General features: G+C 70.1%; 18 protein-coding genes. 9 read left to right on the top strand and 9 right to left on the bottom strand.

Annotated features, from left to right (window positions below; genetic code table 11):
• Window positions 1–47 precede the first annotated feature (47 nt).
• The 6 genes from ABFY20_RS08490 to ABFY20_RS08465 all read left to right on the top strand — a co-directional run bounded on the left by ABFY20_RS08490 (window position 48) and on the right by ABFY20_RS08465 (window position 7,615).
• Window positions 48–1,139 (top strand): acyltransferase family protein, encoded by a 1,092-nt coding sequence (locus ABFY20_RS08490; protein ID WP_368499497.1) that lies wholly within the window; start codon window positions 48–50, stop codon window positions 1,137–1,139.
• Between the two features lie 65 nt (window positions 1,140–1,204).
• Window positions 1,205–2,530, top strand: a complete 1,326-nt coding sequence (locus tag ABFY20_RS08485) for a bifunctional o-acetylhomoserine/o-acetylserine sulfhydrylase (protein WP_368499496.1) — start codon at window positions 1,205–1,207, stop codon at window positions 2,528–2,530.
• A gap of 521 nt (window positions 2,531–3,051) precedes the next feature.
• Window positions 3,052–4,284, top strand: a complete 1,233-nt coding sequence (locus ABFY20_RS08480; protein ID WP_368499495.1) for a homoserine O-acetyltransferase — start codon at window positions 3,052–3,054, stop codon at window positions 4,282–4,284.
• A 181-nt stretch (window positions 4,285–4,465) separates the two neighbouring features.
• Window positions 4,466–5,629, top strand: a complete 1,164-nt coding sequence (locus ABFY20_RS08475) for an ATP-binding protein (protein WP_368499494.1) — start codon at window positions 4,466–4,468, stop codon at window positions 5,627–5,629.
• Window positions 5,626–6,891 carry a hypothetical protein gene (locus ABFY20_RS08470; protein ID WP_368499493.1) on the top strand — a complete coding sequence of 422 codons (1,266 nt, stop codon included), beginning with the start codon at window positions 5,626–5,628 and terminating at the stop codon, window positions 6,889–6,891. Before ABFY20_RS08475 ends, ABFY20_RS08470 begins: the two co-directional genes overlap by 4 nt.
• 19 nt (window positions 6,892–6,910) lie before the next feature.
• Window positions 6,911–7,615 carry a response regulator gene (locus ABFY20_RS08465; protein ID WP_368499492.1) on the top strand — a complete coding sequence of 235 codons (705 nt, stop codon included), beginning with the start codon at window positions 6,911–6,913 and terminating at the stop codon, window positions 7,613–7,615.
• A gap of 6 nt (window positions 7,616–7,621) precedes the next feature.
• On the opposite strand, the gene ABFY20_RS08460 is transcribed toward ABFY20_RS08465, so the two are convergent.
• Both ABFY20_RS08460 and ABFY20_RS08455 read right to left on the bottom strand, forming a co-directional pair.
• The gene (locus ABFY20_RS08460) at window positions 7,622–7,930 is read right to left on the bottom strand and encodes an MTH1187 family thiamine-binding protein (protein ID WP_368499491.1); all 309 of its coding nucleotides are present in this window, start codon (window positions 7,928–7,930) and stop codon (window positions 7,622–7,624) included.
• 2 nt (window positions 7,931–7,932) lie between these two features.
• Entirely contained in the window at window positions 7,933–9,213 is a 1,281-nt protein-coding gene (locus ABFY20_RS08455) for a glycosyltransferase 87 family protein (protein ID WP_368499490.1), read from the bottom strand.
• 109 nt (window positions 9,214–9,322) lie between these two features.
• On the opposite strand from ABFY20_RS08455, the gene ABFY20_RS08450 reads away from it, so the two are divergent.
• Window positions 9,323–9,997 carry a YceI family protein gene (locus tag ABFY20_RS08450; RefSeq protein WP_368499489.1) on the top strand — a complete coding sequence of 225 codons (675 nt, stop codon included), beginning with the start codon at window positions 9,323–9,325 and terminating at the stop codon, window positions 9,995–9,997.
• On the opposite strand, the gene ABFY20_RS08445 is transcribed toward ABFY20_RS08450, so the two are convergent.
• Window positions 9,978–10,871 (bottom strand): NAD(P)H-hydrate dehydratase, encoded by an 894-nt coding sequence (locus tag ABFY20_RS08445; protein WP_368499488.1) that lies wholly within the window; start codon window positions 10,869–10,871, stop codon window positions 9,978–9,980. The genes ABFY20_RS08450 and ABFY20_RS08445 overlap by 20 nt on opposite strands.
• 77 nt (window positions 10,872–10,948) lie before the next feature.
• Here ABFY20_RS08445 and ABFY20_RS08440 point away from each other — a divergent pair, with 77 nt between their 5' ends.
• Window positions 10,949–12,040: an NADH:flavin oxidoreductase/NADH oxidase gene (locus tag ABFY20_RS08440; protein ID WP_368499487.1), complete on the top strand. Its 1,092-nt coding sequence runs from the start codon at window positions 10,949–10,951 to the stop codon at window positions 12,038–12,040.
• Between the two features lie 13 nt (window positions 12,041–12,053).
• Here ABFY20_RS08440 and ABFY20_RS08435 read toward each other — a convergent pair whose 3' ends face one another.
• The 3 genes from ABFY20_RS08435 to ABFY20_RS08425 form a co-directional block, all read right to left on the bottom strand.
• Entirely contained in the window at window positions 12,054–13,088 is a 1,035-nt protein-coding gene (locus ABFY20_RS08435; protein WP_368499486.1) for a hemolysin family protein, read from the bottom strand.
• The gene (locus tag ABFY20_RS08430) at window positions 13,081–14,424 is read right to left on the bottom strand and encodes a hemolysin family protein (RefSeq protein ID WP_368499485.1); all 1,344 of its coding nucleotides are present in this window, start codon (window positions 14,422–14,424) and stop codon (window positions 13,081–13,083) included. Before ABFY20_RS08430 ends, ABFY20_RS08435 begins: the two co-directional genes overlap by 8 nt.
• A gap of 92 nt (window positions 14,425–14,516) precedes the next feature.
• Window positions 14,517–15,956 (bottom strand): GuaB1 family IMP dehydrogenase-related protein, encoded by a 1,440-nt coding sequence (locus ABFY20_RS08425; protein WP_368499484.1) that lies wholly within the window; start codon window positions 15,954–15,956, stop codon window positions 14,517–14,519.
• Window positions 15,957–16,103: 147 nt separating this feature from the next.
• Between ABFY20_RS08425 and ABFY20_RS08420 the strand changes: the two genes are divergently transcribed.
• Window positions 16,104–19,922, top strand: a complete 3,819-nt coding sequence (locus tag ABFY20_RS08420) for a multifunctional oxoglutarate decarboxylase/oxoglutarate dehydrogenase thiamine pyrophosphate-binding subunit/dihydrolipoyllysine-residue succinyltransferase subunit (RefSeq protein WP_368499483.1) — start codon at window positions 16,104–16,106, stop codon at window positions 19,920–19,922.
• Between the two features lie 72 nt (window positions 19,923–19,994).
• On the opposite strand, the gene ABFY20_RS08415 is transcribed toward ABFY20_RS08420, so the two are convergent.
• The 3 genes from ABFY20_RS08415 to ABFY20_RS08405 form a co-directional block, all read right to left on the bottom strand.
• The gene (locus tag ABFY20_RS08415) at window positions 19,995–21,008 is read right to left on the bottom strand and encodes a cell wall-binding repeat-containing protein (RefSeq protein WP_368499482.1); all 1,014 of its coding nucleotides are present in this window, start codon (window positions 21,006–21,008) and stop codon (window positions 19,995–19,997) included.
• A gap of 249 nt (window positions 21,009–21,257) precedes the next feature.
• The gene (locus ABFY20_RS08410) at window positions 21,258–21,497 is read right to left on the bottom strand and encodes a zf-HC2 domain-containing protein (RefSeq protein ID WP_368499481.1); all 240 of its coding nucleotides are present in this window, start codon (window positions 21,495–21,497) and stop codon (window positions 21,258–21,260) included.
• Entirely contained in the window at window positions 21,494–22,129 is a 636-nt protein-coding gene (locus tag ABFY20_RS08405) for a sigma-70 family RNA polymerase sigma factor (protein WP_368499480.1), read from the bottom strand. Before ABFY20_RS08405 ends, ABFY20_RS08410 begins: the two co-directional genes overlap by 4 nt.
• Between the last annotated feature and the right edge of the window lie 67 nt (window positions 22,130–22,196).

Raw genomic sequence — 22,196 nt, 5'->3', positions numbered from 1 at the left:
CGGGACCACCCCGGTCCCTTCCGTACCCACAACGGTAGTCTGGAATGATGTCCTCACCGGTCGCCGCAGCCCCTCGCACGCCGCGACGACCCGTGCGCATGCCGCTCTGGGACAACGCCCGCTTCGTCGCCATCACGCTGGTGGTGATGGGCCACGCCATCCTCAAGCTGATCGCCGAGTCCGATCCCGCCTACGGCGTCTATCTCTTCATCTACGCCTTCCACGTGCCCGTCTTCGTGGCGGTGGCAGGCTACTTCGCCAAAGCGACGCCTCCCGGCGTCAAGCAGCTGAAGAAGCTCGTCACCGACCTGGTGCTCCCCTACCTCATCTTCGAGGTGATCTGGACGATCGTCCGGGCCCTCGTCACCGGCCGGTTCAACCCCGACCTCGCCACACCGTCGTGGACCCTCTGGTTCCTCCTCGCCCTCATCATCTGGCGGGTCGCCCTGCCCTACCTGGCGCTCCTGCGCTTCCCGCTGCTCATCGCCGTCGTCATCTCGGTGGCGAGCGGCTACCTGCCCGCCATCGGCAGCGTCTTCGCTCTCGACCGCACCCTCGCGCTCCTGCCCTTCTTCGTGCTCGGCTGGAAGCTCAGGATGCTGCCGGTCACCACCCTCTGGACGGAACTGCCGCTGCGGCGCGTCTGGTGGTGGCGGGCGGGAGCGATCGCCGTGTTCGCCGCCCTCGCCCTGGTGATCGCCACGAACGTGCCGCTCTGGCGCGAGCTCAAGGTGCGCCGGGTGCTGCTGTTCGAGGAGGCCTACCCCGAGTTCGGTTACGACCAGTGGTGGGCCGGCGGGCTGCGCCTCGCGGCCATCGCCCTCGCCGTGCTGCTCGTGTTCTCGTTCCTCGTGCTCATGCCCCGGCGGGCCACCTGGATCTCACCACTCGGCCAGGCGACGCTCTACGTCTACCTGCTGCACAGCTTCGTGCTCTACCCGATCCGCGAGTCGGGCTGGCTCGACGTGCCCCGCGACGACCTGTTGCTCATCGGCATGATGCTGTTCAGCATCCTGCTCACGCTCGCCCTGACGAGCCGGCCCGTGCGGCGGGTGTTCAGGCCGCTCGTCGAACCGCGCGCCGAGTGGCTGTTCGCCCGCGGCGACGAGAAGATTACGCCGCGCGTCGGCGCCGATTGACCCTGCCGGGCACCGCTCCTACGCTTCCATCAGTCCCCCACCCCACGACTTTGAGGAAGAAGTCCATGAGCGACAACTCGGCGAACTGGAAGTTCGAGACCAAGCAGATCCACACCGGCGCCCAGCCCGACCCCACCACGAACGCGCGCGCCACGCCGATCTACCAGACCACCTCGTACGTCTTCAACGATGCAGACCACGCGAAGAACCTGTTCGCGCTCGCCGAGTTCGGCAACATCTACACCCGCATCCACAACCCCACGCAAGACGTCGTCGAGCAGCGGGTCGCCGCCCTCGAAGGCGGCACCGCGGCCCTCCTGGTCTCCTCCGGCCAGGCCGCAGAGACCTTCGCCGTGCTGAACATCGCCCAGGCCGGAGACCACATCGTCTCCTCGTCGTCGATCTACGGCGGCACCTACAACCTGTTCAAGTACACCCTCGCGAAGCTCGGCATCGAGACCACCTTCGTCGAGAACCAGGACGACCCCGAGGAGTGGCGCCGCGCAGTGCGCCCCAACACCAAGCTGTTCTTCGCCGAGACCATCGGAAACCCGAAGATCAACATCCTCGACATCGGCCTGGTGTCGGGCGTCGCACACGAGAACGGTGTGCCGCTCATCGTCGACAACACCATCGCCACCCCCTACCTCATCCGCCCCCTCGAGCACGGAGCCGACATCGTCGTGCACTCGGCCACCAAGTTCCTCGGCGGCCACGGCACCGTCATCGGCGGCATCATCGTCGACGGCGGAAAGTTCGAGTGGTCGAAGAACGTCGAGAAGTTCCCCGGCCTCACCGAGCCCGACCCGTCGTACCACGGCGTCAGCTACACCGGCGTGCTCGGCGACCCCATCGCCTACATCATCAAGGCGCGCGTGCAGCTGCTGCGCGACCTCGGTGCGGCGATCGCGCCCGCCAGCGCCTGGCAGCTCATCCAGGGCATCGAGACCCTGTCGCTGCGCATCGAGCGCCACGTTCAGAACGCGCAGGAGATCGCGGAGTGGCTCGACCAGCACCCCGACGTCGCCACCGTCTACTACGCCGGGCTCCCCACCAGCCCCTGGTACGCCTCCGCCAACAAGTACGCGCCCAAGGGCGTCGGCGCGGTGCTGTCTTTCGAGCTGAAGGGCGGAGTCGACGCCGGACGCACCTTCGTCGAGAGCCTCTCCCTGTTCAGCCACCTGGCGAACATCGGCGACGTGCGCTCCCTCGTCATCCACCCCGCCTCCACCACCCACTCGCAGCTCACCCCCGAGCAGCAGCTCACCACCGGCGTCACCCCCGGACTCGTGCGTCTCTCCGTCGGCCTCGAGAACATCGACGACCTCAAGGCCGACCTCGAGAGCGGGCTGGCGGCGGCGCGGGAGACGGTGCGGGCTAACGCTGTTTAGGTGCCGGATGGGGGGTACCGAACGTGCGGTACCGCGCGTCTTGGGTTCGCGCGCTGTGCTGGCTGCCGGCGGGGCCGTGCTTCGCGCGGCTCCGCCGGGCGAAGCCGGTCCTCGCCCGGCTTCGCGCGACATGTGAAGGGGTGGTCGCTCTCGCGGCCACCCCTTCACCTTGGGTCGTCGAAAACGGCCTGAAACGATCGCCACTCGGTGCCCTGGCTCGGCAGAATGGCGGGTTCGGCACGAGGGGTCGAGGGCAGGCACGTAACATTCACATCCGAAGCTCTTCGTATTGCCAGAATGAAAGCTGCGGGCCGCTCTTGGACAACCCAGGGTGAGTGCGTGGCCGCGAAGCGACCGCGCACTCACATGTCGCGTCGCGCCGGGCGAGGACCGGCGCGACCGGCCGGAGCCGCGCGCAGCACGGCCCCGGCCGCAGCCAACACAGCCGCGTGCCTGACCAAGAACTCCCGGTACCTCTCCAGCACCCGAGAACGTCCGGCACCCGACCCCGATAGGACCCCATGGACTGGCAGACCAACGAAGACACGGTGCCGAGCGGGTTCATCACGGAGGCGCAGATCCGGTCGTTGTTCGGCAAGCCGCCGGCGTCGGGGGCGTGGCGGGAGGGTGACCCGGTGGGTCGGCGGTCGTTCGCCGAGATCGGGCGGGTGGAGTTCGAGAGCGGGGAGAGCATCCCGAACGCCCGTCTCGCGTATCAGACCTACGGCACGCTGTCGCCGGAGCGGGACAACGCGATCCTGGTGCTGCACGCGCTCACGGGTGACAGCAACCTCAATCATCCGGCGGAGCCCGGGCATCCGACCGACGGCTGGTGGCCTGGGCTCGTGGGGCCGGGTCTCCCGGTCGACACCGACCGCTGGTTCGTCGTGGCCCCCAACATGCTCGGGGGGTGCCAGGGCAGCACGGGCCCGGCGTCGATCGCTCCCGACGGCGCGGAGTGGGGCGCGCGGTTCCCGTTCACCACGATCGCCGATCAGGTGCGGGCGCAGCACGCGCTCGCGCGGTTGCTCGGCATCGACCGCTGGTTCGCCGTGCTCGGCGGGTCGATGGGTGGGATGCACGTGCTGGAGTGGGCTGTGCAGTTCCCCGACGAGGTCGACCGCATCGCGGTGATCGCCGCGCCCGCCATCAGCTCGGCCGACCAGATCGGCCTCAACTCGGTGCAGGTGCAGGCGATCAAGGCCGACCCGCTGTTCCGCGGCGGGCGGTACTACGACGCGCCCGACGGGGAAGGACCGCACCAGGGGCTCGCCTTGGCCAGGCGCATGGCGCTGCTGAACTACCGCAGCCCGAGCGAGCTGAACGACAGGTTCTCCCGAAGCTGGCAGAGCGGCATCAGTCCGCTGGGCGGCGGCGGGCGCTTCGCTGTGGAGTCGTACCTCGACTTCCACGGCAACAAGTTCACCCGGCGCTTCGACGCGAACAGCTATGTCACGCTGGTGGAGGCCATGAACTCGCACGATCTGGGGCGGGGCAGGGCGGGCGTGCAGGCGGCGCTGGAGTCGATCACCGCCACCGCACTGGTGGTGGGCATCGACAGCGACAGACTCTTCCCCGTGGCCGATCAGGAGTACATCGCGAAGCACCTGCCCGGCAATCTCGACGGCGAGGTGCCGGTGGTGATCGAGTCGAAGTTCGGTCACGACGGCTTCTTGATCGAGTTCGACGTGGTGGGCCGCGAGATCTCGAGGCTGCTCGCCGCCGACGCGCCGACGCGCGCGCAGGGCTCCTGACCGTCATGGGGCCGGGGGGCCGCACACGGTGCGAGCCCCCCGGCCAATTCCCCCCGGATCTGCACTCCACGATACCGACACCTGTCGAATGCACCACGCCCCACTTATGGGGACACGGCTCGCGTTATCATTCGAGAGTGCGGAGACCGGGGGCGACACCACGTCAGAGCCGTCGTCGCTGATGGCACGCACCGAGCGCGAGCGGCGCAAACTCCTCACCAGGGCCTCCCGGAGCCTCGGTCTGCTCTTCACCGGAGCGTCACTGCTCAGCCTCCTGGTCGCCGTGCTCGACGAACCCGCCGTGCTCTGGCCGAGCCTCACGCTCATGGCCGCGACCGGTGTCGCGTTCTACTTCGTCGGCGGCTCCCGCACCCAGGCGTGGCCCCTCCTCACCTACGTCGTCGCGCTGCTCGCACTCGGCGCCTTCCTCGTGCCGGGACAGGCGGTGTCGAGCATCGCCGCCACCTCGGCGGTGACCTTCTTCGCCTCCACGGCCATCCCCTCGCTCATCCCCACGCTCGCCTCGTCGGGCCGCCTGTTGTGGCTGGTGCTCCCCGCCTATGCGCTCGTGCTCGGACTGACCGTCGCCGCCACCTGGCCGTCGGGTCGCGGCGTCTTCGTCGTCGCCTCGGTGCTGGTCGGCTGGCTGTCGCTGTTCGTCTGCGCCGTCTGGCTCTCGGGCAGCCTCCGCCGGGCGTTCGTGGGCATGGCGCGTCTCGGCCGCGCGCACGCGCTCGAACGCCAGTCGAGCGAGTTCGAGGCGCAGCGCCGCCAGGGCGCGCGGCTGCTCCACGACACGGTGCTCGCCACGCTGACGCTGCTCGCCCACTCCGGCATCGGCGCCGACCCCGACGCCCTGCGCCACCAGGCCGCCGAAGACGCCCGGCTCCTGCGGCAGCTGCGGCTCGGCGGTACCCCGATGCCCCGCTCGTCGGGCGGCTACACGCTCGAACGCGTGGAGACCGGTGAGCTCGGCCACACCCTCGAGTCGGTGAAGCAGCGCTTCGGCCGCATGGGCCTTCAGGTCTCCTGGCACGGCACCGGGCAGATCCTGCTGCCGAGCCACGTGCTCGACGCCTTCCTGCTCTCGCTCTCCGAGTGCCTCGAGAACGTGCGCCGCCACGCCCAGGTCGGCTCCGCCGACGTCACCATCACCGAGGACGAGCTGAGCGTGCGTGCCATGGTCACGGATGCCGGCGTGGGTTTCGACCTCGACAGCGTCGACGTGGGCAGGCTCGGCCTCGCCGAGTCGGTGATCGCCCGGGTGCGCGACGTCGGGGGCAAGGTGCGGCTGTTCAGCTCCCCCGGTTCGGGAACGACGGTGGTGCTGGAGGTGCCGAAGTGAGCGGTCCGACGAATTCCCGGGTGCGCACCCGGCCGAGCGACGACGGCGTCCTCACTCAGCTGGTGCGCGCCAGGCGGCTCGGTCCGGATGCGGTGGAGGCTCTGCGCCACGACCTCCAGCGCGATTCCCGGCTGGGTCTCGGCTACCTCGGCGTGGGCTCGGTGATCGTCGGTGTCATCCTGATCGGCCGTGGCCTGGTGTCGTTCGGCTGGACACTGCAGAGCAATCCGTGGCTCTGGCTCACCGCGGTCGGCTGGCTTCTCGTCATCGCCGCCTTCAGTCTCCTCGCCGTCTCGGCTCGCCGCCGCCGGGGAATGGTGCCGCTCGGCGTGTACGTGATGGTGCTGACCTTCGACGGCGCGGCCCTCACGCTCGACTCGATCGCGCTCTGGGGGAGCAACGACCCGGCGAACTATCTCACCGTCGGCATCGGTATCGGCGCCACCCTGCTCGCCGCCGTCACCTTCAGGCCGCTCGACAACACGGTGGCCGCCACGGCCTCGCTCACCGTGCTGCTGCTCGCCGACATGGTGGCGCGGGCCGTGCTGGCCCCCGGCACCATCGGGCCCGCGGTCGGGACGATGGTCTTGAGCGTCGCTCCCGTGACGGCCGGGATCATCGTCGTGCGCTCTTTCGGGCAGCTCGTGCAGCGCGAGCTCGACCGCACGGTCGCCGAGAGCACCATCACCGCGCCGCGCTACGGCGTGGGGCTCCTCGCCTCCACCGAGCTGGCTCGGCTCGACCTCGCCGCCGAGGAACTGCTGCAGGACGTCGCCACCGGGAGGGTCACCCTGCCCCTCGACCGCGAGCTCGCCTCCACCGCCTCCGGGCTCGCCACCGACCTCCGCCGCATGCTGGTGGCGGGCCGGCGCGAGAGCTGGCTGCACCACGCCATCACCGAATCGGAGTACCTCAACCCGATCGTGATCCTCGTCGACTCCGACGGACTCGCGGGCTACCTCGAGCCCGCCCAGCGCGACGGCCTGCTCTCGGCGGTGTGGCTCATCCTCGACGAATCGGGGCGGCAGACACCCACCATCGAACTCGAGATCGGCCACCCCGCCGCCCGAACCGGGTCGGCGCCTGACGATAGGATGGTGCTCCCGATAGTCATCTCGATCGGCGGAGTACCCCGTCGCCGCATCGAGTCGGCTGTGTGGTCTGCTCTGTCCCGGGTCGGCCAGTACTCGGTGGAATCCCGATCCGGACGCCTGCGAGTCAGAGTCGACGCCCATGTTGTCGTACCGGATCCCTCACGGTGATCCGCTGGAAGGAGATGCTGTGAGCATCGAGCGAGACCCGATCCGCCTGGCCATCGTCGACGACCACCGCATGCTCCTCGGTGCGCTCACGGAATGGATCCGTGGCGCCGCCGACGACATCAGCATGGTCGCCGCCGTGACGACCTGGCCGGACCTCCTCACGCATCCGGAGTTCCCCGTCGACGTCGTGCTGCTCGACCTCGACCTGAAAGACAACCTGCCGGTCTCGGTGAAGCTGCGCGCGCTGAAGTCGGCGGGCGTGAAGACGGTGCTCATGAGCACGTACTCCGAGCCCGTGATGGTGCGCGAGGCGATCGCGGCCGGCGCCCTCGGCTACCTGGTGAAGAGCGAGGAGGCCGACATGATCGTCGAGGCCATCCGCGCCGCCGCGGTGGGCGACAGCTTCATCTCGACCGAGCTCGACCTCGCCCTCGCCGCAGACGACCTCGACTCCTCGCCGCGCCTCAGCGCCCAGGAGCGCCGCGTGATGGCGCTCTACGGCGGCGGCGAGCCGGTGAAGCAGGTGGCGAAGGCGCTCGACATCTCGGAGGAGACCGCGAAGTCGTACCTCAAGCGCATCCGCGAGAAGTACCGCATGGTCGGCATCGACGTCGGCACCAAGGTGGCGCTGCGCAAGCGCGCCATCCAAGACGGCCTGCTGCCGCGCGACGAGTACCTCGCGAACCAGACCGCCGACGACTTCGAAGACGACCTGCTCCCCTGACGCCCGTCAGGCGTTGTCGCGGATGGCCTCTTCGAGGCGCTCGACCTTGCCGGTGAGCTCGCCGGTGTAGCCGGGGCGGATGTCGGCCTTCAGCACCAGCGACACGCGGCTGCCGTAGGCGCCGACCGCCTCGGTGGCACGGCGCACGACGTCGAAGACCTCGTCCCACTCCCCCTCGATGGTGGTGAACATCGCGTCGGTGTGGTTCGGTAGCCCGCTCTCGCGCACCACCTTCACCGCGGCCGCCACCGCGTCGTGCACACTCGCGTCGGGGGCACCGCCGCCGGAGGGGGCGACGGAGAAGGCGACCAGCATCGTCAGCTCCTCGTGGTGGATCGGTCGGGGTCTGTTCCGACTCTACCCATCCCGTCTTCGCTCGGCAGCCCCGCGGTTCGGCGGGAGCGCCAGAGCATCACGGTGGCGAGCACCAGCATCACGATGCTGAGGCCGTTGCGCAGGGTGAGCACGCCGATCATCAGCGGGTCGAGTCCGAGCAGCCAGTCGTAGCCGTTCGGGTAGATGATCTGGGTGAGACCGCCCATCACGAACGCGAGCACGGCGGGCGCGAAGAAGCGCCTGCCCTGGGTGACGATGCCCAGGATGATCGGAGCCGAGAGCCACACCATGAACTGCGGCGAGCCCACCTTGTTGAAGACGATGAGGGCCATCACGAGGGCGAGCACGAGCGGCGGCAGCACGACGGTCGACGGCGTACCCGAGCGCACCACGATGACGGCGAACACCAGCACCACCGCCACCGCGACGACGAGCAGCGGTGTCATGAGCATCGCGGCGACATCGCTCCCGGCACCCGTCACCTGGAAGGTGAGGATGTCGAAGTCGTAGTACGCCCGCGCACCGGTACCGGCGGAGGCGAGCCACATCCAGATGGTCGACACGGGAGCTTCCACCTGGAGCCCGCGGCCGGTCTGCTCGGTGACGAAGCTGAAGACGTTGAGGCCGGCGCCCATCGCGAGAGCGGCGACCGCCACCGCGACGAGCGTGACGCCGGCGCCCACGGCGACGCGCAGCCGCGTGCGCATGGCGATGACGGCGGCGGCGATGACGGCGGCCGGCCACACCTTCACCCAGGTCGCGAGCGCGAGCAGCACCCCCGCGACCGCGGGGCGGTTGCGGATGACGAGGAGACCGGCGATCACGAGGTCGACGGTGAAGATGTCGATGCGGCCCACGGCGACCGGGCCGATGAGCAGCAGGAACAGCAGCCACCACCAGGCCGCGACGATGCGGCGCCCGCCCGCCGACCCGGTGCGGCGAGAGCCGGTGAGCAGGTAGGCGAAGACGGCGGCGTCGGCGAGGGTGACCATGAGCATCCAGCCGACGCCGTAGAGGTCGGGGCCGAGCACCATGGAGGCGAGCATGGGCACGAAGGCCAGCAGCGGGTACACCCAGGGCCCGTCGATGCCGAGCCGATAGCCCTCGAGCGACTGCTCGACCCAGGGCCGGTACACGTTCGTGACGTCGCCGAAGGGGAGGTTCGGATGCGTCAGGCCGCTGTAACCGAGCCACAGGTGCACGGCGAGGAAGACGATCCACAAGACCACCGGCGACGCGGCGAGTCGGCGGAGAGTGAGCACGACGGCCAGCCTAGCGCCCGCGGCACAGCGCCCCTTGCGCTCTCTCCCAGGCAGCCACCACCTTCGCTTGATTGACTGGGTGAGACCGTCCCGACCGGAAAGTTGACGCGTGAACAAGCCCGCCAAGTACTTCGTCGCCCTCGCCGCCGGTGTCGCGGCCGTCGGCGTCGTTGCCGTGGTGGCTGTGCCCATCGTCTCGAGGGGCGCCGAGATCGACATGTCTGCGACCATGCAGCAGGTCGTACCCACCGTGGTGGGCTCGTCGGCCGACGGCCACGACGTCGACTCGGCGCACACCTGGACCCTCGACGCCGGCTCCTCGGTGGGGTACCGCGTCGGCGGCGCCGACGCGCCCGTGGTGGCGGGCCGCACCGAGCAGATCTCGGGTGCGATCACCCGCACCGACACCACGGTCACCGACGCCGAGTTCATGGTCGACCTGTCGACCCTGGTGGGCGACGACCTCGCCAAGGCGGCGATGCTCGACGCCCTCATCCGGGCCACCGGCGGCAACTCCGTCGCCTCGTTCGTGCTCACCAGCCCGGCCGAGCTCCCCGAGGGCGGCGAGGGCACCGTGCCGATCGTCGGCACCCTCACCCTGCGCGGCGTGAGCCAGCAGGTGGAGGGCGAGGCGACCATCTCCTTCGACGACAGGCAGGCGGTGATCGAGGGCAGCATCCCGATCGAACTCGCCGACTACGGCATCCCGGTGCCGTCGCTCGGCGGCTCGGTGCTGGGCGGCACAGCCGCGATCGACGTCGACCTCACCGCCTCGCCCCGCTGACGCCCCCGACGCCCGTGAGCAGGCGGGCGACGACGGCGGGCAGCGCCGCCGCGATGTCGAGCGCGGCGATCGGCCCGCCGCCCGAGGCGCGCTCGGCCGCCCAGGCGTGGAGGTACGCGCCGGTGGCGGCGAGACCCACGAGGCGGGCGGGGTCGTCGGCGAGTCGATCGGCTTGACCGGCGAGCAACGCACCCAGCACGCCGCCGAGCACATCGCCCGAGCCCGCCGTCGCGGCCCAGCTCGAGGGCGCCTCGACACGCGCGGCGACGCGCACGCCGCCGGGCGCCCACCGCCCCGACGCGGGACCGCAGACGTGCGTGACGCTCCCTTTCAGCACGATCACCTTGCCCGTGAGGTCGGCGGCGCGCTCCGCCCAGCCTGCCGGGTCGGCGCTGACCGTCGCGCGGTCGGTGTCGACGCCCCGCGCCGACAGCAGCGTGACCAGCTCGCCCGCGTGCGGCGTGAGCACGGCCGGGCCGGCCGCGGCATCGGAGAGGTCGAGGGCTCCGGCGTCGACGACGACGGGCACCTCTTGGGCCAGCGCCCTCTCGAGCCGGTCGAGCGTGGCCTCGTCGCGCCCCGTGGGCGACATGCCCGAGCCGATCAACCAGGCCTGCACCCTGCCGTCGGCGGTCACCGCCTCGGGCCGCGCCTGCAGCACGAGGGAGCTCGGCCGCTCCGCGCCGAGGTAGCGCACCATGCCGAGACCGGTGCGCACGGCGGCCTCGACACCGAGCACCGCGGCACCCGGGTACTCCTCCGAGCCGGTGACGACACCGAGCACCCCGCGCGAGTACTTGTCGTCGTCGGCTCGGGGCGCCCGGAGGTGCTCCGAGGCCGCGAGCTCGGTCCAGTCCCGCCACTCGGTCGTCATGATCCCACGATACGGCGGCCGTGACGGGAGAGGTCGAGGAGCCGGAGATAATCGAAGGCGACGACGAAAGGCGCAGTATGACCGCATCCGCTCTGTTCACCCCGCTCACCGTGCGTGCCACCACGATGCGCAACCGCCTGTGGGTGGCGCCGATGTGCCAGTACTCGGCCGAGGAACGAGACGGTCTCACCACCGACTGGCACCTGGTGCACCTCGGCTCCTTCGCGGTGGGCGGTGCGGGGCTCGTGATGACGGAGGCGACTGCGGTCTCGCCCGAAGGGCGGATCAGCCCGGAAGACCTGGGCATCTGGACGGACGAGCAGCGCGACCGCTTCGCGCGCATCACCGCCTTCATCAGGGCTCAGGGGGCGGTCGCGGGCATCCAGCTGGCGCACGCCGGGCGCAAGGCGTCGACCTGGCGCACCTGGGCCGAACAGCAGGGCTCGGTGCCGCTCGAGGAGGGCGGCTGGGAGACGGTGGGGCCTTCCGCCGTTGCCTTCGACGGCTACCGTGCTCCGCGCGCGCTGACCGTGCCGGAGATCGCGGGCGTCGTCGACGACTTCGTGGCGGCCGCCCGGCGGGCGCTCGACGCCGGCTTCGAGGTGCTCGAACTGCACGCGGCCCACGGTTACCTGGTGCACCAGTTCCTCTCGCCGCTGTCGAACCTGCGCGACGACGAGTACGGCGGCCCGCTGGAGAACCGGGCGCGCCTGCTGCTCGAGGTGGTCGCCGCCGTGCGGGCCGAGGCGGGCGAGGGGGTGCCACTGTTCGTGCGCTTCTCGGCCACCGACTGGGCGGAGACGGGCGGCTGGACGGAGGAGGACACGGCCGTCGTCGCCGGCTGGGCGGCGGAGGCCGGGGCCGACGTGATGGACATCTCCTCGGGCGGCAACCTCGCCGGTGCGCGCATCCCGGTGGGGCCGCTCTACCAGGTGCCGTTCGCCGGGTATGTGAAGGAGCGCGTGCCCGAGCCGGTGCGGGTCTCGGCGGTCGGCCTCATCACGACGCCTCAGGAGGCGGCCGACGTGGTCGACTCGGGCCGGGCCGATGCGGTGATGCTCGGCCGCGAGATGCTCCGCGACCCGCACTTCCCCCTCCGCGCCGCCACCGCCCTCGGCACCACCATCCCCTGGCCCGTGCAGTACGAGCGCGCCCGACCCCGCCCCTGACCCCGAGCGCCGGCTACCGCCGCGTCGCGTCCTGCACCTCGCCCACGAGCTCCTCGATGATGTCTTCGAGGAAGAGCACGCCGCGGGTGTCTCCGGTCTCGGAGAAGGAGCGGGAAAGGTGTGCGCCGGTGCGGCGCATGGTGGCGAGGGCGTCTTCGAGCTCGGTCTTCTCGAAGATCGAGGGGAGGATGCGCACCCGTTTCGTCGGGATGGGGTCGTCGTATTCGTCGTCGTCGAGATCGATGACGTCTTTGAGGTGCACGTAGCCGATGGGGATGCCTCCCTCGTCGACGAGCACATAGCGCGAGAAGCCGTGCTTCGCCACGGCGCGCTCGACGTCGCCCGGGGTGGCCGTCTCGGGGAGGCTGACCAGCGACTCGAGCGGTACCGCCACATCCGCCACCGTCTTCGAGGTGAACTCGAACGCGGCGCTGAGTGTTCCGGTGCGGTCGGAGAGCACCCCTTCGCGGGTCGACTGCTCCACGATGGTCGACACCTCGTCGAGCGTGAACGCGCTCGCGGCCTCGCTCTTCGGCTCCACCCGGAACAACCGCAGTACCCCGTTGGCACTGGCGTTCAACGCCACGATGACGGGCCGGAACACCCGGGCCACTCCGACCAGCGGCGGCGCGAGCAGCAGCACGGCGCGGTCGGGCAGCGAGAACGAGATGTTCTTCGGCACCATCTCGCCGAGCACCACGTGCAGGAACGACACCACGAGCAGCGCCACGATGAACGCGATGGTGCCGATCATCTCCTCCGGCAGCACGGTGAGGTGCAGCGGCACCTCGAGCAGGTGGTGGATGGCGGGCTCTGAGACGTTCAGGATGAGCAGCGAGCACACCGTGATGCCGAGCTGCGTGGTCGCGAGCATGAGCGTCGCGTGCTCCATCGCGTACAGCGCCGTCTTGGCGCTCGCTCTGCCCTGCTCGGCGAGCGGTTCGATCTGCGAGCGGCGCGCCGAGATGACGGCGAACTCGGCCGCGACGAAGAAGGCGTTGCCGGCCAGCAGCACCACGAGCCAGACGATTCCGAGCCAGTCAGCCACGTCGGGCCTCCTCCTCGACGGCGGCGGCCACGGCACTGGTCACCGGGTCGGCGATGAACCGCAGCCGGTCGATGCGCCGGCCCTCGAGCCGCTCCACACGGAGCGCCCCTTCGGGCAGCCTCACGGTGTCGCCGACCACCGGCAGCCGCCCCAGCTCGCTCATGACGAAGCCGCCCACGGTCTCGTACGGGCCGTTGTCGGGCACACGGATGCCCGCCTGGTCGGCGAGCTCGTCGGGGCGCAGGAGTCCGGGGAACACGGTGTCGCCGCGCGACTGCACCACGCCCGCTCTCGTGCGGTCGTGCTCGTCGACGAGCTCGCCCACGAGTTCCTCCACGAGATCTTCGAGGGTCACGACGCCGGCGGTGCCGCCGTACTCGTCGATGACCACCGCCATCTGGTAGCCGCGCCCGCGCAGTTCGCCGAGCAGCAGGTCGAGCTGCATCGTCTCGGGCACCCGCAACGCCTCTGTCATGATGGCGGCGGCCGGCACCTCGGGGCGCCGGTCGCGCGGGATCGCCACGGCCTGCTTCACGTGCGCCAGCCCGACGATGTCGTCGACGCCCTCGTCGATCACCGGGAAACGGGAATGCCCCGTCGTGCGCGCGAGCTCGAGCACCACCTCGACCGAATCGTCGCGTTTGACGCTCCGGATGCGCGGTCTCGGCGTCATGACGTCGGAGGCGTCGTGCGAGGAGAACAGGAGGGTGCGGTTCAGCAGTGTGGCGGTGTCGACATCGAGACTGCCCTCCATGGCCGACCGGCGCACGAGCGACGACAGCTCCTCCGCCGTGCGCGCTCCGGAGAGCTCTTCCTTGGGTTCGATGCCGACGAGGCGCAGCAGGGCGTTGGCGCTGTTGTTGAGCAGTGCCACCGCAGGGCGGAAGACCGTCGTGAACACGAGCTGGAACGGCACGACGATGCGCGCGGTCGCACGTGGCAGAGCCAGAGCGAAGTTCTTCGGCACCAGCTCGCCGATGATCATCGACAGCAGGGTCGCGACGGCGATGCCGATCACCGCGGCGAGAGGAGACACCACCGACTCGGGGATGCCGATGGCGGTGAACGGACCGCGCAGGAGGCTCGAGATCGCCGGCTCCATCGTGTACCCGGTGAGCAGCGTCGTGAGGGTAATGCCGAGCTGCGCACTGGAGAGGTGCGTCGAGGTGTGCTTCAGCGCGGTGATGGGCGGCTGCAGCCCCTTCTCCCCCCTGGCCGACCTGGCCTCGAGGTCGGAGCGGTCGAGGTTCACGAGCGAGAACTCGCTCGCCACGAAGAAGCCGGTGCCCACCGTGAGCACGAGGCCGATGCCGAGCAACACGAGCTCAGAGACCACGAGGGCCTCCGCTCATGGCCGGGACGGCGGTCACGATGGGAACCGGATGCGCAGAGGGAGGGTCGTCCATGGTGTGCTCGATCCTACCCGCGCTACCAGCTCACCGGGAGCGCCTTGCCCTCCTCGTACCCCGCAGCCGACTGGATGCCGACGAGGGCGCGGTCGTGGAACTCGGCGAGCGTCGACGCCCCGGCGTAGGTGAACGAGCTGCGCACCCCCGAGGTGATCATGTCGAGCAGGTCTTCGAGCGAGGGCCGCAGCGGGTCGAGGTAGATGCGGCTCGACGAGATGCCTTCCGCGAACAGGGTCTTGCGTGCCAGCTCGTAGGCGTCGAGCCGGCCGAAGCGCTCCTTCACCGCCTTCGTCGATGCCATGCCCCAGCTCTCCTTGTAGAGCCGGCCCTCCGCATCCGTGTGCAGGGTTCCCGGCGCCTCGATGGTGCCGGCGAACCACGAGCCGATCATCACCGAGGAGGCGCCCGCAGCCAGCGCGAGCGCGACGTCGCGCGGGTAGCGCACGCCGCCGTCGGCCCAGACGTGGGCTCCCCGCTCGTGGGCGGCAGCCGCCGTCTCGAGCACGGCCGAGAACTGCGGCCTGCCGACCGCGGTCATCATGCGGGTGGTGCACATGGCGCCGGGCCCGACACCCACCTTGAGGATGGTCGCACCGGCGTCGACGAGGTCGTTCACCGCCCGGGCCGTCACCACGTTGCCCGCGGCGATCGGCACGCCGAGGGCTGCGGCGCCCAGAGCCTGGAGCGCCCGCAGCATGCCCTCCTGGTGGCCGTGCGCGGTGTCGACCACGAGCACGTCGACACCGGCGGCGACGAGCGCCCTCGCCTTGTCGACGACGTCGCCGTTGATGCCCACCGCCGCCGCGACCCGCAGTCGCCCGTCGGCGTCGACCGCCGGGGAGTAGAGGGTGGCGCGCAGCGCGCTGGTGCGGCTGAGGGTTCCGACGACGGCGCCGTGGCGCAGCACCGGGGCGAAGTCGATGTCGGCCGCGACCATCGCGTCGAAGGCGTCGCGCGGCCCGTCGAGGTCGTCGGCCGAGAGCGAGGTGAGCGCGCCGTGCACGAGGTCGCCGAGCTTCGCGTCGGGCAGGGCTGTGGCGAGCCTCGCCGCCGGGATGCAGCCGAGGTACTCCCCCGCGCCGTCGTGGAGCACGATGCCCTGACCCGCGACAGCGGGGACGAGCAGCAGTGCCTCCTCCACGGTCTGCTCGGGGCGCATCTCGAAGGGTGTGTCGTAGTCGACCGGCTGCGCCTTCACCCAGCGGATGGCTTCCGCCAGCTGCTGCAGCGGCATGTCCTGCGGCAGCACACCGAGACCGCCACGGCGGGCGAGACTCGCGGCAAGGCGCGGGCCGGTCACCGAGTTCATGTTGGCCGACACGATCGGGATGGTCGCGCCGGTGCCGTCGTCGGGAGCGAGCGACACGTCGAGCCGCGAGGTCACCGCGGATCGGGAGGGGATGAGGAACACGTCGGAATAGGTCAGGTCGTCGCGAGCGGGGCCACCGTAGAACTCCATGGGAACAACGCTAGACCGCTGCCGGCATGGCCGGAGCACCCGCGTAGAAGGTCTAGGCTTGACGGTGCACGTGTCCACGCGTGAACAAGCAGCGCAGCAGACACCGGCACGTGCCACGTGAGGCAAACGGGAAGTGGGCGATCGGCTTTGGCTAGCCAGGTGACGGGAACGAGTACCGACGAAGGTGCATCAGGCGAATTCGGCGCGAACGAATGGCTCGTCGACGAGCTGTACGAGCAGTACGTAGCCGACAAGGAGTCGGTCGACAAGTCGTGGTGGCCGGTGCTCGAGAGCTACCGCTCGCACCTCGCCGCGAACGGCGGCCAGGCCGATGCGGAACCCGCCACCGCTGATGCGTCCGCCACGGCCGAGGCGGCACCCGCCGAGGCTGCAGCTCCCGCCGCGCCGGCGCCCGCCGCCCCGGCGGCGCCCGCCGAAGCCGCTCCTTCCCCCGCCACCGACCCCCGCCCGGCCACCCAGCCCATCGCGAAGACCACGAGCGTCGAGGCGAAGCCCCAGCCCATCCCGGCCGAGGCCCCCTCCACCCGGTCGGTCACCGCGGAGGAGGCCGCGAAGGACGCCGCCGAAGACGCCGAGAAAGACGTCGTGACGCCGCTGCGCGGCATGGCGAAGTCGCTGGCCACGAACATGGATGCGAGCCTCACCGTTCCGACGGCGACGAGCGTGCGCTCCATCCCGGCCAAGCTGATGATCGACAACCGCATCGTCATCAACAACCACCTCCGCCGCGCCCGCGGCGGCAAGGTGTCGTTCACGCACCTCATCGGCTGGGCGCTGGTGCAGGCGCTCAAGGAGTTCCCGAGCCAGAACGTCTACTACGACGAGGTCGACGGCAAGCCCTCCGTCGTGGCCCCCGCCCACGTGGGCCTCGGCATCGCCATCGACATCCCGAAGCCCGACGGCTCCCGCGCCTTGCTGGTCCCCGGCATCAAGCGCGCCGACACCATGAGCTTCAACGAGTTCCTCGGCGCCTACGAAGACCTGGTGCGCCGGGCCCGCGCCAACAAGCTCACCGCCACCGACTTCCAGGGCACCACGATCTCGCTCACCAACCCGGGCGGCATCGGCACCGTGCACTCCGTGCCGCGTCTCATGAAGGGTCAGGGCGCCATCATCGGTGCCGGTGCCCTCGAGTACCCGGCGGAGTTCCAGGGCTCTTCGCCGAAGGTGCTGGCGAACCTCGGCATCGGCAAGGTCATCACGCTCACCTCCACCTACGACCACCGGGTCATCCAGGGTGCGGGGTCGGGCGAGTTCCTGAAGAAGGTGCACGAACTGCTGCTCGGCGAGCGCGGTTTCTACCACGACATCTTCGCCGAGCTCCGCATCCCCTACGAGCCCATCCAGTGGGCCGCCGACATCGACGTCGACCTGGCCAGCGCCATCGACAAGACGGCGCGCGTGCAGGAGCTCATCAACGCGTTCCGCGTGCGCGGCCACCTGATGGCCGACATCGACCCGCTGGAGTACCGTCAGCGCACGCACCCCGATCTCGACATCGCCACCCACGGTCTCACCTTCTGGGACCTCGACCGCGAGTTCGTGACGGGCGAGTTCGGCCTCACCCGCCAGTCGTACCTGCGCGACATCCTCGGTGTGCTGCGCGACTCCTACTGCCGCAAGATCGGCATCGAGTACATGCACATCCAAGACCCGGCGCAGCGCCGCTGGATCCAGGAGAAGGTCGAGCGCCCCTACGCCAAGCCGGGCCACGACGAGCAGATGCGCATCCTGGCCAAGCTCAACGAGGCCGAGGCCTTCGAGACCTTCCTGCAGACGAAGTACGTCGGCCAGAAGCGCTTCTCGCTCGAGGGCGGCGAGTCGGCGATCGCGCTGCTCGACGCGATCATCCAGGGCGCCGCCGAGGAGGGCCTCGACGAGGTCGCCATCGGCATGGCCCACCGTGGCCGGCTCAACGTGCTCACCAACATCGCCGGCAAGACCTACGGTCAGATCTTCCGCGAGTTCGAGGGCACCCAAGACCCGCGCACGGTGCAGGGCTCGGGTGACGTGAAGTACCACCTCGGCACGGAGGGAACCTTCACCTCGGCCGACGGCACGGAGATCCCGGTCTACCTCGCCGCGAACCCCTCGCACCTCGAGGCCGCCGACGGTGTGCTCGAGGGCATCGTGCGGGCCAAGCAGGACCGCAAGCCCATCGGCACGTTCTCGACCCTGCCCATCCTCATCCACGGCGACGCGGCCCTCGCAGGCCAGGGCGTCGTCGTCGAGACCCTGCAGATGTCGCAACTGCGCGGCTACCGCACGGGCGGCACCATCCACGTCAACATCAACAACCAGGTGGGCTTCACGACTCCGCCCACGGAGTCGCGTTCGTCGGTGTACTCGACCGACGTGGCGAAGACCATCCAGGCGCCGATCTTCCACGTGAACGGCGACGACCCCGAATCGGTCGTGCGCGTCGCGCAGCTGGCGTTCGAATACCGCCAGCAGTTCCACCGCGACGTCTTCATCGACCTCATCTGCTACCGCCGTCGCGGGCACAACGAGGGCGACGACCCCTCGATGACCCAGCCGCTCATGTACAACCTCATCGAGGCCAAGCGCTCGGTGCGCAAGCTCTACACCGAGGCGCTCGTCGGCCGAGGCGACATCACCGAGGAGGAGTACGAGGCGGCGCACCGCGACTTCCAAGACCGCCTCGAGCGCGCCTTCGCCGAGACGCACGCCGCGCAGACCTCGTCGATCCCGGTCATCACCGACGACACGAAGCCGGTCTCCGATCTCGAACGACCCGAGGCGCAGCGCGACGACAGCGCCACCGCGCCGTTCGAGACGGCGGTCTCCGAATCGACAGTGCACCTCATCGGCGACGCCTTCGACAACAAGCCGGCCGGTTTCACCGTGCATCCGAAGCTGCAGCAGCTGCTCACCAAGCGTGTCGACATGAGCCGCAACGGCTCCATCGACTGGGCCTTCGGCGAGCTGCTCGCCCTCGGCTCGCTGCTCGTGGAGGGCACCCCCGTGCGTCTCGCGGGTCAGGATGCACGCCGCGGCACCTTCGTGCAGCGTCACGCGGTGCTGCACGACCGGGAGAACGGCCAGGAGTGGCTGCCGCTCGCGAACCTCTCCGACGGTCAGGCCAGGTTCTGGATATACGACTCGCTGCTCAGCGAGTACGCGGCGATGGGCTTCGAGTACGGCTACTCCGTGGAGCGCCCCGACGCGCTCGTGCTCTGGGAGGCGCAGTTCGGCGACTTCGCCAACGGGGCGCAGACCATCATCGACGAGTTCATCTCCTCGGCCGAGCAGAAGTGGGGCCAGCGCTCCTCGCTGGTGCTCCTCCTCCCCCACGGCTACGAGGGTCAGGGTCCCGACCACAGCTCGGCGCGCATCGAGCGCTACCTGCAGCTGTGCGCCGAGGACAACATGACCGTGGCGCGGCCGTCGACCCCCGCGTCGTACTTCCACCTGCTGCGCCGTCAGGCCTACGCCCGCCCGAGGAAGCCGCTCATCGTCTTCACCCCGAAGGCCATGCTGCGTCTGCGCGGCGCCACCAGCTCGGTCGACGACCTCACCTCCGGCCGTTTCGAGCCGGTCATCGACGACGCCCGCATCACCGACAAGGGCGCCGTCACCAAGGTGCTGCTGCACTCCGGCAAGATCCACTACGACCTGGCGAGCGAGCTGCAGAAGAACCCGAACGAGGGCATCGCCCTGGTGCGGCTCGAGCAGTTCTACCCGCTGCCGCTCGTCGAGATCAACCGGGTGGTGTCGCAGTATCCGAACGCCGAGCTGGTCTGGGTGCAGGACGAACCGCAGAACCAGGGAGCCTGGCCGTTCATCTGCACCGAGCTCGCCTCGCGCCTCGAGGGCCGCACCATCTCGGTGGTCTCGCGCCCGGCAGCGGCGTCGCCTGCCGCAGGCTCGGCCAAGCGCCACGCCGTCGAGCAGGCCGAGCTGCTGGCCCGCGCGCTCAGCTGATCCCGCTCAGCCCCGAAGGGCGGCCGCCGGTTCGCACCGGTCGGCCGCCCTTCGTCGTTTCCGCGACGGGCCTCACCACGCGCAGGGTGTGAGCGCTGCGACGTCGGCGCTGAGGGACGCCGTGCCGCCGAGGAGCACGACCTGGCTCGTGCCGTTGGCGTCGAGCTGGGAGAGCACGCCCCTCGGCACGCAGGTGCCGGGCACCACGAACAGAGGATTGTGCCGCGTTCCGGCGAGCACTCCCCCCGCCAGGGCATCGGGGAAGTTCTCGCCCGTCACCAGGTAGACGCGGCTGAAGTCCTGCAGCACGCGCGCGTTCAGCGCCTGGGACACCCGGTAGCGATCGACCCCGTCGATGCGCTGCACGTCGCGGGTCAGCTTCAGAGCGAACTCCGCCTCGGCCGAGACCGACGATGTGCCGCCCACCAGCACCGCGGTCGTGGTGCGGAGGCTGCCGAGGAAGCTCTCGGTCGGGATGTCGACGCCGGGCAGGGCTCCGTCGACGAGCAGCACCGGCAGATCGGAGGTGCCGGCGGCGGCGCCTGCCGAGAGCGCATCGGGGAACGACCGGCCCGTGGCCACGAAGGCCACGGACGCTCCCCCGGGGAAGGCGTCGCGAATGACCGCGCGGCTGCCCTCGTATCGGTCGGCGCCCGACACCCGCGCCACGCCGGCCCGCGGCACCGCAGCGGAGATCTCGGCCAGCACCGCGTCGCTCACCGAGAGCGGCCCGCCGACGACGATCACGCTCGTCGGCGCGAGGGCCACGAGCGCCGAGCGCGCCACGGCGGGGAACGCAGTGGGCTGGACGAGAAGCAGGGGCGCGCCGCGGTGCACGGCGGCCGGGCCGGCGCTCAACGCGTCGGGGTAGTTCGCCCCCGACGCGACGTAGACGGTGCGGGCCCCTGCGGGCGCGGTCTCGAGGGCGAGGCGGGCGGCGAGCTCGTAGCGATCGGCCCCTGCGATGCGGGTCACCGTGGGTCGCAGCGCCGAGTCGACCACGTCACCGCCCGAGTCGGCCGATGCGGCCGGTGCTGCGACCAGCCCTCCGGCTACGACCACCAGCAGGGCGACGAAGGCCGACACGGCCCTCCTCGCCCGAGAGTCGTTCCTGTCGTACGCCAAATGCACATCCATGCGACACCGCTTCCCAAACACGGAGCCGCACCCCTGCGGCTCGTTCGCGGGCAAGCCTAGGGGCAGATTCGCGCAGTCATGAGAAATACTCAGACCGTTGCGCTCCTGCCGTGCGAGGCATTACAGTCTTCGGTCGCCGACGAGGCGGCTCAGTGGGCGTGCAGGCTCGTGGGGTCTGCAGGTCAGTAGGTCTGCAGGTCAGTGGGTCTGCAGCGTGCGGAGGCGTGCCAGCAGCTGATCGCGCAGCTCCTCGGGTGCCGTCTCCTTGCACGCGCGCTGCACCGTCTGGGTGAGCACGATGCCGATGTGGAGCTCCGACTGGCACCCCTCGCAACTCTCGAGATGGGCGCGGATGTCGTCGGCATCCGTTCGGCAGATCTCGTTGCGCAGATACTCCTCGAGCTCCGCCCTGGCCTTGTCGCAGCCGCAGTCGTTCATTTCTTGCTCCCTGTGCCGGTCGCCTGGGCGACGGCGAGGCCGCGCTCCCGGGCGTAATCGGTGAGAAGACCGCGCAGCAGCCGTCGGCCACGGTGCAGACGGCTCATGACGGTGCCCACCGGGGTCTTCATGATGTCGGCTATCTCCTGGTAGGAGAAGCCCTCGACGTCTGCCAGGTACACGGCCAGACGGAAGTCTTCGGGAATCGACTGCAACGCCTCTTTCACGTCGCTGTCGGGGAGGTGGTCGATGGCCTCCGCCTCGGCGGAGCGACTCGACATCGCCGTCGCCGACTCGGCCGAACCGAGCTGCCAGTCCTCCATCTCGCTCGTCGAGCCCTGGTAGGGGTCGCGCTGCTTCTTGCGGTAGGTGTTGATGAAGGTATTGGTGAGGATGCGGTACAGCCACGCCTTGAGGTTCGTGCCCTGCTCGAACTGACCGAACGCGGCGTAGGCCTTGACGAACGTCTCCTGCACCAGGTCTTGGGCGTCGGCGGGGTTGCGCGTCATACGCAGCGCCGCGCCGTACAGCTGGTCGAGGAAGGGGATGGCCTGCTCTTCGAAGAGCGCGCGGGGGTCGGCGGGTGCCGGCGTCGCCTCGTCGCCTTCTGGTGCGGTGCTGGGAGTGCTCATCACCGGCAAGTCTACGACCGGTGGTGCCGTCAGAACGGCTGTGGCCATCACGCGGGGATCCTCCAGG

This window comes from Herbiconiux sp. A18JL235 (assembly GCF_040939305.1).
GTDB lineage: Bacteria > Actinomycetota > Actinomycetes > Actinomycetales > Microbacteriaceae > Herbiconiux.
This window is presented reverse-complemented; position numbering and strand designations above follow the sequence as displayed.